10 protein-coding genes are annotated in these 12,344 nt (G+C 68.0%); 4 read left to right on the plus strand and 6 right to left on the minus strand.

Annotation, left to right across the window (positions count from 1 at the left end; genetic code table 11):
* Positions 1-25 precede the first annotated feature (25 nt).
* The gene (gene purU / locus AzCIB_RS10615; protein WP_050415870.1) at positions 26-901 is read right to left on the minus strand and encodes a formyltetrahydrofolate deformylase; all 876 of its coding nucleotides are present in this window, start codon (positions 899-901) and stop codon (positions 26-28) included.
* Between the two features lie 279 nt (positions 902-1,180).
* On the opposite strand from purU, the gene mutS reads away from it, so the two are divergent.
* Both mutS and AzCIB_RS10625 read left to right on the plus strand, forming a co-directional pair.
* Positions 1,181-3,784, plus strand: coding sequence for a DNA mismatch repair protein MutS (gene mutS / locus AzCIB_RS10620; protein WP_050415871.1), 2,604 nt, complete (start codon positions 1,181-1,183; stop codon positions 3,782-3,784).
* Complete coding sequence (locus AzCIB_RS10625) at positions 3,781-4,536, plus strand: fused MFS/spermidine synthase (RefSeq protein ID WP_050415872.1); 756 nt, start codon at positions 3,781-3,783, stop codon at positions 4,534-4,536. The genes mutS and AzCIB_RS10625 overlap by 4 nt, the downstream gene beginning before the upstream one ends.
* 131 nt (positions 4,537-4,667) lie before the next feature.
* Here AzCIB_RS10625 and dnaQ read toward each other — a convergent pair whose 3' ends face one another.
* From dnaQ to AzCIB_RS10640, 3 genes are read right to left on the minus strand one after another with little or no spacing between them, the layout of a single operon-like run.
* The gene (gene dnaQ / locus AzCIB_RS10630; protein ID WP_050415873.1) at positions 4,668-5,396 is read right to left on the minus strand and encodes a DNA polymerase III subunit epsilon; all 729 of its coding nucleotides are present in this window, start codon (positions 5,394-5,396) and stop codon (positions 4,668-4,670) included.
* A 45-nt stretch (positions 5,397-5,441) separates the two neighbouring features.
* Complete coding sequence (gene rnhA, locus AzCIB_RS10635) at positions 5,442-5,903, minus strand: ribonuclease HI (protein WP_050415874.1); 462 nt, start codon at positions 5,901-5,903, stop codon at positions 5,442-5,444.
* Positions 5,904-6,644, minus strand: a complete 741-nt coding sequence (locus AzCIB_RS10640) for a class I SAM-dependent methyltransferase (RefSeq protein ID WP_050415875.1) — start codon at positions 6,642-6,644, stop codon at positions 5,904-5,906.
* Here AzCIB_RS10640 and gloB point away from each other — a divergent pair.
* The gene (gene gloB / locus AzCIB_RS10645; RefSeq protein ID WP_050415876.1) at positions 6,643-7,434 is read left to right on the plus strand and encodes a hydroxyacylglutathione hydrolase; all 792 of its coding nucleotides are present in this window, start codon (positions 6,643-6,645) and stop codon (positions 7,432-7,434) included. The genes AzCIB_RS10640 and gloB overlap by 2 nt on opposite strands.
* 6 nt (positions 7,435-7,440) lie before the next feature.
* Here gloB and AzCIB_RS10650 read toward each other — a convergent pair whose 3' ends face one another.
* Positions 7,441-8,409 carry a diguanylate cyclase domain-containing protein gene (locus AzCIB_RS10650; protein ID WP_050415877.1) on the minus strand — a complete coding sequence of 323 codons (969 nt, stop codon included), beginning with the start codon at positions 8,407-8,409 and terminating at the stop codon, positions 7,441-7,443.
* A gap of 232 nt (positions 8,410-8,641) precedes the next feature.
* On the opposite strand from AzCIB_RS10650, the gene AzCIB_RS10655 reads away from it, so the two are divergent.
* Positions 8,642-10,162, plus strand: coding sequence for a transglycosylase SLT domain-containing protein (locus AzCIB_RS10655; RefSeq protein ID WP_050415878.1), 1,521 nt, complete (start codon positions 8,642-8,644; stop codon positions 10,160-10,162).
* 15 nt (positions 10,163-10,177) lie between these two features.
* Here AzCIB_RS10655 and AzCIB_RS10660 read toward each other — a convergent pair whose 3' ends face one another.
* Positions 10,178-12,277: an ABC transporter ATP-binding protein gene (locus tag AzCIB_RS10660; RefSeq protein WP_050415879.1), complete on the minus strand. Its 2,100-nt coding sequence runs from the start codon at positions 12,275-12,277 to the stop codon at positions 10,178-10,180.
* Positions 12,278-12,344 lie beyond the last annotated feature (67 nt).

Raw genomic sequence — 12,344 nt, forward strand, 5'->3', positions numbered from 1 at the left:
ACGCCGAGCAATGGAATCGACACGATCAGGGCAGGACGACCGTACGGGTACCATTCAGGAAGACGCGACGCTCGACGTGATACAGCACGGCTCGCGCGAGCGCCTGGCATTCCATGTCACGACCGACCGAGAGCAACTGCTCGGCGCTGTGCGCGTGCGTCACGCGGTCGACGACCTGCTCGATGATCGGCCCCTCGTCGAGGTCGCCGGTCACATAGTGGGCCGTGGCGCCGATCAGCTTCACGCCGCGCGCATGCGCCTGATGATAGGGCTTCGCCCCCTTGAATCCGGGCAGGAAGGAATGATGGATGTTGATCGCACGGCCGGCGAGACGCCGGCACAGGTCGTCGGTCAGGACCTGCATGTAGCGCGCCAGCACCACCAACTCGGCACCCGTCTCCTCGACGATCCTCATCAGCTTCGCTTCCTGCTGCGGCTTGGTCTCGGCGGTCACCGGCAGGTGGTGGAACGGCAGGCCGTCGGCCGCGGCGAGAAATTCGAGGTCAGGGTGATTCGACACGATGCCGACGATGTCGATGGGCAGCTCCCCGATGCGCCAGCGATATAGCAGGTCGCGCAGGCAGTGATCGAGCTTCGACACCATGATCAGGACCTTGGGCCGCTCGCACAGCGCGTGCATCGCCCAGTCCATGCCGAAACGCGCGGCCAGCGGCGCGAACTCGTGACGCAAGGTCGCGACGTCGATCGCGACGTCGCCCTCGCTCTCGCGGCTGAAGACGCAGCGCACGAAGAAGCGGTCGCTGAGGTCGTCGTCGAAGCACGAAAACTCGTTGATGTAGCAGCCCTGACCGTCAAGGAAGGCGGAAATCGCGGCAACCTGGCCTGCGGCGCTGGGGCAGGCAACGGTCAGCGTCCAGCGCTTTTGTTGTGTGTTGTGCATGTCTCTCCTCCTGTTATGCGGACTCAAGTTACGTGAGTCGCCTGGAGGGCACTTGTCTGCACACGACAACAGATTTTCGATTTTAGCCGTCGCACGCGGGGTGCTCTTCGAAGACAATACGAGCTTTGCCGTCGTCGCCCGGATGGCTTCGCATCCCGCCGACGGCGCATCACCGCATCGAATGCCGCGGACCAGACCCGGCCGGCTGATCTCCCCAGCCTGACGACACATGACGAAGGACGATCGATAAGTCGTCGACAGAATCAGACAAGTTATTGAATGAAAAAAGAAACATTACCCAAGCCGCTGAACGATGACGAGTTTGCCGGCCATACTCCGATGATGGTCCAATACCTCCGGATCAAGCAGCAGCACCCCGACACGCTGCTCTTCTACCGGATGGGCGACTTCTACGAGCTGTTCTTCGAGGATGCCGAGAAGGCCGCCCGGCTGCTCGACATCACACTGACGACGCGCGGACAGTCCGCGGGACAACCGATCAAGATGGCCGGCGTCCCCTTCCACGCGGTCGAGCAATACCTCGCGCGGCTGGTGAAACTCGGCGAATCGGTCGTCATCGCAGAGCAGGTCGGCGATCCGGGAACGACCAAGGGCCCCATGGAGCGCGCGGTCAGCCGCATCGTCACGCCCGGAACGCTCACCGACGCGGCTCTCCTCGACGACCGCTCCGATTCACTCCTGCTCGCCGCGAACCTGCACCGCGGCGTCCTCGGCCTCGCCTGGCTGAACCTCGCGAACGGCGACCTGCGCGTGATGGAATGTCCCGCCGAACACTTGCAGGCCCAATTCGAACGCCTGCGTCCGGCCGAGGTGCTGGTGCCCGACGGCCTCGCGCTGCCGCTGGTCGAGACGCTGTCGCCGGTGTTGCGCCGCCTTGCCGACTGGCAATTCGAAGGCGAAACCGGCGAACGGCTGCTCACCAACCACTTCGGCACGCGCGACCTGACCGGCTTCGGCGTCGAAGGCATGCCGGTCGCCCTGGGCGCCGCCGCCGCCCTTTTCGACTACGCGCGCAGCACGCAGCGCCAGAGTCTCGAACATGTCACCGGCCTCAAGGTCGAGCGCGAATCGGAATACCTCCGCCTCGACGCCGCGACGCGCCGCAACCTCGAACTCACCGAGACGCTGCGCGGCGAGCCCTCGCCCACCCTGATGTCGCTGCTGGACTCCTGCGTCACCAGCATGGGCTCGCGCTGGCTGCGCCACACCCTGCATCACCCGCTGCGCGACCGTCATCACGCCGCCGCGCGCCACGGCGCCGTCAGCGAGCTGATCGGCAACGACAGCGGCGACGCGCGCATGCTCGCGAACGCCCGCCAGGCGCTGCGCGGCGTCGCGGACGTCGACCGCATCACCGCGCGCATCGCGCTGCGCAGCGCCCGCCCGCGCGACCTCGCCGCGCTGCGCGACAGCCTCGCACGCCTGCCCGAGCTGCACGACGCGCTCGACCGTCCGCAATCCGCCCTGCTCGCCCAACTCGTGGGCGCCCTCGGCGTACCGGAAGCCGCCCTCGATCTCCTCGTGCGCGCGGTCACCCCCGAACCCGCCGCGGCAGTGCGCGACGGCGGCGTGATCGCTGCCGGCTTCGATGCCGAGCTCGACGAGCTGCGCGGCATCCAGACCAACTGCGGCGAATTCCTGATGGCGCTCGAGGCGCGCGAGCGCGAACGCAGCGGCATCGCGAACCTGAAGGTCGAGTTCAACAAGGTGCATGGCTTCTACATCGAAGTCAGCCACGCGAACGCCGCCAAGGTGCCCGACGACTACCGCCGCCGCCAGACGCTGAAGAACGCCGAACGCTACATCACCCCGGAGCTGAAAGCCTTCGAGGACAAGGCGCTGTCCGCGCAGGAGCGCGCGCTCGGCCGCGAGAAGATGCTCTACGAGGCCCTGCTCGAAGACCTCGCCGCCCACATCCCGACGCTGCAGCACATCGCCCGCGCGCTCGCCTGCCTCGACGGCCTTGGCGCATTCGGCGAGGCGGCCGTGCGCTACGGCTACGTCCGCCCGACGTTCTCCGACCAGCCCGGCATGGACATCGTCGGCGGCCGCCACCCGGTGGTCGAACGTCAGGTCGAGAACTTCATCGCCAACGACTGCAGCCTCGCGCCCACGCGCCGCATGCTGATGATCACCGGCCCGAACATGGGCGGTAAATCGACCTTCATGCGCCAGGTCGCGCTCATCGCGCTGCTCGCCCACGTCGGCGCCTTCGTGCCCGCGCAGGCTGCGCGCATCGGCCCGCTCGACGCGATCTTCACGCGCATCGGCGCCTCGGACGACCTCGCGTCCGGCCGTTCGACCTTCATGGTCGAGATGACCGAGGCCTCGGCGATCCTGCACGGCGCCACCGACCAGAGCCTCGTGCTGATGGACGAGATCGGCCGCGGCACCTCGACCTTCGACGGCCTCGCGCTGGCCTTCGCCATCGCCCGCCACCTGCTCGACAAGAACCGCTGCCTCACGCTCTTCTCCACCCATTACTTCGAGCTCACGCGCCTGAACGCAGACTACCCGGAATGCGCCAACGTGCACCTCGACGCGGTCGAGCACGCGCACCGCATCGTCTTCCTGCACGCTGTCGAGGAAGGCCCCGCGAGCCAGAGCTACGGAATCGAAGTCGCGGCGCTCGCCGGCATTCCCGGCTCCGTGATCCGCGACGCCAAACGCCGTTTGCGCGCGCTGGAAAACCGCGAAGTGGGCGCCGGCCCGCAGGCCGACCTGTTCGCCGCGCTGCCCGAAGCGGAAGACGAACCCCTGTCGCACCCGGCGCTCACCGCCCTGTCCGAGATCGATCCCGACAGCCTCAGCCCGCGCGAGGCGCTCGAACACCTCTATGCGCTGAAGCGGATGACCGCATGAGCACGCCGATCGACATCAGCGAAGACGGCGGCGTCCGCTACCTGCATTTCGGTTCCGAGTGGGTCCAGGGCGCGATGCGCATTCGCCGCCCCAACGCGCTCGAACTCGCCTACACACGGGAGATGATGGCGGGGCTGTTGCTGCGCGAGGCCGAAGAGTGGCCCCGGACCGCGCTCGTAATCGGCCTCGGCGCCGCATCGCTGACGCGCTTCCTGCACCATCATTGCCCGCAGACGCGCACCCAGGTCATCGAGATCGAACCGCGCGTCGTCGCCGCAGCGCGCCAGTTCTTCAAGCTCCCGGACGAGGACGAACGACTCGCGATCCACGTCGGCGACGGCGTGCGCTTCGTGATGGAGACCGAGCGCAAATTCGACCTGATCCTCGTCGACGGCTTCGATCGCAACGCCCGCGCAGGTGCGCTGGATACCGCGCCGTTCTATGCGGCTGCACGAACCCGATTATCGGAACAGGGCTTGATGTCGGTGAATCTCTTCGGCCGCTCGCGCGGCTTCCGCGCCAGCGTCGAGCGCATCGTCACGGCCTTCGACGACCGCGCGATCGCCTTTCCGTCGTGCGACAGCGGCAACGTCGTCGCCTTCGGCGCGGAGGGCGACGGGATCGACATTCCGGTGACAGAACTGCGCGACCGCGCCCGTACGCTGAAGGAAAAGACCGGCCTGGACCTCGGCCCCACCGTCACCCGGCTGGAGCAGGCCGGCAGCCTGCCAGGGGGCAGGCTGATCCTGTAGCTCGTAGGGCGGATGAGCCGTAGGCCGATGTTGCCAACTGCGCCGCCGGATGCGCCTCACCACCCACCGACATGCGGCGGAAGGCGCTTCGCTTTTCCGCCCTACGGGTTCTACGAATTCCTCGCTACCGTTCAGGCGACCGGCGCTTCCTCGGCCGGCACCGGCGGAGTCCACAGGCAGGGGCCCTTGTTGGCCTTGCTGATGTCCTGCAGCACGCGATCGTGCTCGGCCAGTTCGTCGGCCGAGGGGCGCAGCACGCGCAACAGCGGCCGCTCGATCGGGCTGCCGCTGGCGTCGAGGCCGCCCATCGCCGGCTCGTCGTCGAGCAGCATCATCAGGCTTTCCTGCCCGCGGGTCATCGCCAGATACACGTCCGCGAGCAGTTCCGCGTCGAGCAGCGCGCCGTGCAGGGTACGCGCGGCGTTGTCGATCTCGAAGCGGTCGCACAGCGCATCGAGCGAGGCCTTCTTGCCCGGATTCAGCTCCTTGGCCATCTTGAGCGTGTCGATCACGCCCGTGCACAGCGCCCCGAGCTTCGGATGCCCCAGCAGCGACAGTTCGTTGTCGAGGAAGCCGACGTCGAAGCTCGCGTTGTGGATCACGAGTTCCGAGTCGCGGACGAAATTCATGAAATCGCCCACGACGTCGCGGAATTTCGGCTTGTCGGCGAGGAAGTCCTCGGTGATGCCGTGAACCGCGATCGCTTCGGCGTCGATCCCCCGTTCCGGGTTGATATAGACGTGAAAATGCTGCCCGGTCAGGTTGCGATTGAGCAGTTCCACGCAACCGATCTCGATCACGCGGTCGCCGTTGCGCCAGTCGAGGCCGGTCGTTTCCGTATCCAGGACAATCTGTCTCAAGGGTTCATCCCCGGTAGTTCGTTCGCGCCCTTGCGGGCCGGTTCATCAGATCGCGGCGACGGAGCTGCCGCGCGCACGCACGGCATCGACACCGCGGCGCGCGAGTTCGTCCGCGCGCTCGTTCTCCGCGTGCCCCGCGTGACCGCGTACCCAGATCCACGCGACCTTGTGGCGGCTCGCCGCCTCGTCCAGCGCGCGCCACAGGTCCTCGTTCTTCACCGGCTCGCGCGAGGCGGTCTTCCACCCACGCTTCTTCCAGCCGTGGATCCACTCGGAAATGCCTTTCTGCACGTACTGGCTGTCGGTATGCACGCGCGCCGCGACCGGGCGCTTGAGCGTCTCCAGCGCGCGAATCACCGCGAGCAGTTCCATGCGGTTGTTGGTCGTCTGCGGCTCCCCGCCCCAGATTTCCTTCTCGTGCGGGCCGCTGCGCAGGATCGCGCCCCAGCCGCCGGGTCCCGGGTTGCCGCTGCAGGCCCCGTCGGTAAATATCTCGACTTCTTCCATCTATTCCACTTTCTGTACGCCGCCCGTCACCTGCCGCCCGCGCTGGGCCACCGGTGCAAGACGCTTTGCCGCGGCGCGCGCATCGCGCCAGTTCGGCGTTATCAGGCGCATTCCCTGCACCCGCTTGATGCCCTGGATGATGTAGGCACCGCCACAGATCGGCCACCAGCGGTCGCCCGCCTTGTCCATGAAGCCCCAGCGCTCCAGCCATTTCGTGCTCGCGAACGCCGGCGCGTAGCAGCCGAAGCTGCCCGCCTGCGTCTCGAAACCCAGCAGCGCCAGCCAGTCCTTCGTACGCCGCACCGACAGGTATTGCCCGCGCCACGGATAGGCCCCCGAACGCCGCGCCACCAGCCGCCGCAATCCCCACAGGCTGAAGGGATTGAATCCGGCGATGATCACGCTGCCCTCGGGCACCAGCACCCGCTCGACCTCACGCAGCACCTGGTGCGGATTGCGCGAGAACTCCAGCACGTGCGGCAACAGCACGAGATCGATACTCGCCGACGCGAACGGCAGCGCGCCGCCCTCCGCAACGACTGCGATGTCGCCGGAGCGCGCGCAGTGGAAACGGAACGGGATGCGGTTGCCGCGCAGGAAGTCGTATTCCGGCAATCCGATCTGCACGGCGTTGTAGCCGAAAATGTCGGCTACCATGAGATCGAACTTGGCCTTTTCCCAGCGCAGCAGATAGTTTCCCTGCGGGGTTTCAAGCCAGTCCGACAGACTGAGGATGGACATGGACGATCAGCACTCAAAAATCCGCAGCGCCGACATTATCCCTCTTCCGGCCTTCCGCGATAACTATATCTGGTTGCTTCGCCGCGGCCCCTGGGCGGCGGTCGTCGACCCCGGCGACGCCTCCGTCGTCGAAGCGGCCCTGCAGGAACACGGCTTGCGGCTCGTGGCGATCCTGCTGACCCACCACCACGACGACCACATCGGCGGCGTCGCCGAACTCGCCGCGCGCCATCAACCCGCCGTATTCGGCCCCGCCGGAGAGAACATTCCCGGCCTCACGCGCCGTGTCGGCGAAGGCGACGAGGTCGTCCTTCACGCGCTGGACCTCCGGCTCACCGTGTTCGCGATCCCGGGCCATACGACCACGCATATCGCCTACCACACGCCCGGCATCCTGTTCGCGGGCGACACGCTGTTCAGCGCGGGCTGCGGCCGCCTCTTCGGCGGCACGGCCGCGCAACTGCATGGATCGCTGCAACGTCTGGCACAGCTGCCGGGCGACACCGCGGTCTACTGCGCCCACGAATATACGCTGGCCAACCTCGCCTTCGCCCGCGCGGCCGAACCGGTCAACCCGGCGCGCGATGCCTGGCTCGCCGAATGCGAGGCCCTGCGCGCCGTCGGCCGCCCGACCGTGCCCACCAGCATCGAGCGCGAACGCAGCATCAATCCCTTCCTGCGCACCGATTCGCCAGGGCTGATCGACACGGTCACGGCACACAGCGGTCAGCGTCCGGCGAATTCCGCCGAATGCTTCGCTGCCCTGCGCCGCTGGAAGGACGTGTTCTGACCGACGTTACTGAACCACAGCGAGCGCGGGTGCCGCGGCAAGGTGCCAGCGGTTGCGTCCGTCGCGCTTGGCGCGGTACAGCGCTTCGTCGGCACGTGCGAGCAGGGTCGCGAAGCCGCCGTCGTCGCTGCGCTCGGGTTTCGTCACCGCGATACCGACACTCACCGTGACGACCCGCGCCGCCGTCGAGTGGCGGTGCGTGATCGCCAGCGCCTCGACCGCCCTGCGCATCGACTCGGCGACGATCGCGGCGCCCTGTGCGTCGGTGTCCGGCAGCACGACGGCGAATTCCTCGCCCCCGTAACGCGCCACCAGATCGATCGGCCGCCGGGTGTTGCCGGCCAGTGCGCGCGCGACCGCCTTCAGGCACTCGTCGCCCACCTGGTGGCCGTACGCGTCGTTGAACTGCTTGAAGCAGTCGACGTCGACCACCATCAGCGAAATCGGCGCTCCACTGCGCGCGCTGCGCCGCCATTCGCGCGAGAGCGTCACATCGAAGGTGCGGCGGTTAGCGATCCCCGTCAGCCCGTCGAAGGCCGACAGGCGCGTCAGCTCGCGATTCGCCTCGTCCAGCTTGCGCGTGAGCGCCACGAGCGAGGCACGCATGTGGGCGATGCGCTGCATGGCGCGCACCTTCGCCTTGAGCACCGCCTCGGAAACCGGCTTGACGAGATAGTCATCGCCGCCCACGGCGATGCCGCGTTCGATGTCCTCGTCACGCGTCCGCGCCGAAAGGAAGATGATCGGCGTCCATTCGCCGTCCGACTCGAGCTGGCGTATGCGCCGTGCAACCTCGAAGCCATCCATCCCGGGCATCACGACGTCGAGCATGATGAGATCGGGGCGTGACTGCCGGAAAGCATCGATGCCGGCCTCACCGTCGCGCCGGTGCACGGTTTCGAGCCCCATCCCGCCCAGCATCCGGCAGATCAGGGCGGCACTCGTCACGGTGTCTTCTATTACGAGAACCTTCATGCCTGTCGATATTCCAGCGGAACGATAAAACCTTGTTATCGTATCAACTAAGTTCCGATATGTCGCTAGAAGCAGCGCCCCCGCACAACATCGGCCGGACCCGGCCGGAGTTTCCCCCCCTTCGCCGGCACCATTCCTGAGCCGCCGGTCGTCGCCCGCGACTTCCGGTTTGACGCACCTTCGCCCCTGCCATAGAGTCCACCCTCTTTTTGTCTAACGAGGCGCCGGATTCATGGCGATTCCTCTCCTGAGAATTTTCCTGCTGGTCATCGTGCTGGCTGGGGCAGCGTCCTCCGCGACTGCAGAGGATGCCCCGGCCCCCGATACCCATGCGCCCGCCGATGCCGCGCCGGTCGAGGCCACCACGCGCTCGCTCGGGAGCTTGCGTCCGCCGTCCGCCGCACGGGCGTCGGAAGGCCTCGCCGCGTCCCCCGGCCAGGTGCTCGAACTGCGCGACCCCGTCCCCCGCGTGCTCACGCTGGACCTCACGCGCGACGCGAACGACATCTGGGACCGCATCCGGCGTGGCTTCGGCATGCCCGACCTCGACACGGATGTCGTCGCCGAACAGCAGCTTTTCTACCTCAACCGGCCCGGCTACCTGAAAAAGGTGTTCGAGCGCGGCGGACGTTACCTCTATCACATCGTCGACGAGCTCGAACGCCGCGGCATGCCGACGGAGCTCGCCCTGCTGCCGATGGTCGAGAGCAGCTACAACCCCATGGCCTATTCGCGCGCGCGCGCCTCGGGCCTGTGGCAGTTCATCCCCTCGACGGGGCGCAACTACAACCTCACCCAGGACAAGTGGGTGGACGAGCGGCGCGACGTCATCGCCTCGACCAATGCCGCGCTGGACTACCTGCAGACCATCTACGACATGCACGGCGACTGGCATCTCGCGCTCGCCTCCTACAACTGGGGCGAAGGTGCCGTCGGGCGGGCCGTCCAGCGCAATCTCGCCGGAGGCCTGCCGGCGGAATACAGCCAGCTGCGAATGCCCGAGGAAACCCGCAACTACGTCCCGAAGCTGCAGGCGCTGAAGAACATCGTCGCGCAGCCCGAGCTCTTCCATTTCGAACTGCCCTACGTCCCCAACACGCGGCACTTCGTCACCGTGACAGCGCCCGCCGGCATCGACCTCGCGACCGCCGCACGCCTCGCCGAAATGCCGCTCGACGAGTTCCTCGCGCTCAACCCCTCGTACAACCGCCCCGCCATCGCACAGGCCAACTCGCTGGTGGTCCCGGTCGACCGCGCCGAACGCTTCCGCGCGCGTCTCGCCGAGCATGAGAGCAGCGGGAAGCAGTGGCGTACCTACGAGATGCGGCGCGGCGACACCCTCGCGTCGGTCGCACGCGATTTCGGCCTGTCGCTGAACGAACTGCACCAGCTCAACGGCCTGGATGCCCGCAGCCGGGTCAGCCCCGGCTACACCCTGCTCGTGCCCGACGGCATCGAGCCCGACGGTGCCATCGCCGCGTCCCGGATGATCCCGCGCAACGCGGCGCTCGACACGAGCACGATTCCGTCCCCGTCGGCATCGATGGCGGACAAGAAGGGCGGACGCAAGGGCGCTCAGGCGAAGAACGGCGGAAAATCGCGTGCAGGCAAAGCGTCCGCCGGCAGCCGGAACCGCACGGCCGGGAAGGCTTCGTCAGGAAGCGCGAAAGCTCCCACGAAATCGGGCGCCAAGGCGGCGCCGAAATCATCCGGCAAGTCGGCCAAACCCGCGCAGAAGAACCAGAAACGCTGACGGCGGTGAACCGCCTCAGGCGGGCCAGTGGCAGCGCACGCTGCGCCCGCCGCGCAGCTCGGTGACTGCGGGGTACTGCGCGCGGCAGATGTCGGTCGCCCGCTCGCAGCGCGGGTGGAAATGGCAGCCCGCAGGCGGCGCCAGCGGCGACGGCAGGTCGCCGGCCACCACCGGGCGTGCGGCACCGGGCGTGCCGCCTGCATGCGCCGCAGTTTCGCGCTCGATGTCCGGAACCGCCGCGAGCAGCGCGCGGGTGTAGGGATGTGCGGGTGACCCGAGCACACTCCCCACCGGCCCCTGCTCGACGATGCGCCCCAGGTACATCACCGCGACTTCGTCGGCGAGCCAGCTCACCACGCCGATGTTGTGCGTGATGAAGAGGTAGGCGAGATCGAACTCCGCCTGCAGCTCGCGCATCAGGTTGAGGATCTGCGCCTGCACCGACACGTCCAGCGCGCTCGTCGGCTCGTCGCACACGATCAATTTCGGCCGTACCGCGAGCGCGCGGGCGATCGCGATGCGCTGGCGCTGGCCACCGGAGAATTCGTGCGGATAGCGCAGCTTCATTTCCGGCGTGAGTCCCACGCGCGCAAGCAGCGCGTCGATGCGCCCGGCACGCTTCAGCGGATCCGGCTCGACGCCCAGCGCGAGCATGCCCTCCTCGATGATCTCGCCGACGCGCATGCGCGGATTCAGCGACGCGAAGGGATCCTGGAACACCATCTGGAAGTCGCGCCGCAGCGCGCGCAAGGCCGGCCGGGACAGGCCCGCGAGCAGCGTGCCGTCGAGGTACACCTCGCCGCCCGTCGGCGTCACGAGCTGCAGGATCGCCTTGCCGGCGGTCGTCTTGCCGCAGCCTGACTCGCCCACCAGCGCCAGCGTGCGGCCCGGCGCAAGCGCGAGGCTCACGCCATCGACGGCGCGCACGCGCGCCACCTCGCGTCGCAGGAGGCCCTTGCGCACCGGGAAATGCACCTGCAGGTCGCGCACGTCGAGCAGCGGCACCGTCCTTGTGCCTGCGCGCGCGTCCGCCGCGACGGCCACGGGCGCCGCAGCGGCGGCAGCCGTGCGCCCATCGACGTAACCTTCCGCGCAATTTTCCGCGTACAGATGGCAACGCACCGCCTGCGCCCCCACGGCCTGCCACGCCGGGGCCTCGTGATGACACCGGTCGAACACATCGGGGCAGCGCCCGGCGAAGCGGCAGCCGGTGAAGGCCTGATCGAGCGGGGGCACATGTCCGCCCAGCGCCGCCAACGGACGGCCACGCTGGGCGTCGGTCGGGAGCGCGGCGAAGAGCTTGCGGGAATACGGGTGCAGCGGCTCGCGGAAGAAGTCCTCGCGCGCGCCGGTCTCGACCAGCTCGCCCGCGTACATCACGCCGATGCGCTGCGCCATGCGCGCGACGACGCCCAGGTCGTGGGTGATCAGCAGCATGCCCATGCCGCGCTCGGCCTGCAGGCGTGCAAGCAGATCGAGCACCTGGGCCTGGATCGTCACGTCGAGCGCGGTCGTCGGCTCGTCGGCAATCAGCAGTTCGGGCTCGCCCGCGAGCGCCATCGCGATCATCACGCGCTGCTTCATCCCGCCGGAGAACTGGAAGGGATAATCGTCCAGCCGGCGCCCGGCGTCCGGAATGCCCACCGCGTCGAGGAGGCGCTGTGCCTCGGCACGCGCCACCACGCCGCGCAGGCCGCGATGGCGCGCAAGAACCTCGCCGATCTGCGTCATCACGGTCATCACCGGGTTGAGGCTGGTCGAGGGCTCCTGGAAGATCATCGCGATCCGGCCGCCACGCACCTCGCGCATGCCCGCCTCGCTGCGCGCGAGCAGCTCGTCGCCGGCAAAGCGCACCTCGCCGCCGACGATGCGTCCGGCGTCCGGCAGCAGGCGCAGCAGGGCCAGCGCCGTCATCGACTTGCCGCAGCCCGATTCGCCCAGCAGCGCGAAAGTCTCCCCCGCCGCGATCGAGAACCCGACGCCGTCGACCGGACGCACGGGCCGTGCGGCGGCACCGATCTGCACGCGCAGATCCCTCACGTCCAGAAGCGGAGCGTCGAGCGGTCGATCCTGCTGCGCGACCTGCGGTCGGTCGGTTCCGGCGAGTACGGTCATCGGACGTGGATATCTGCGGAAGTGGATGGAAAAAGGGCCGCTTGCGCGGCCCTCTGGCGATGCTGCG

Origin of the sequence: Azoarcus sp. CIB (assembly GCF_001190925.1) — a bacterium.
GTDB lineage: Bacteria > Pseudomonadota > Gammaproteobacteria > Burkholderiales > Rhodocyclaceae > Aromatoleum.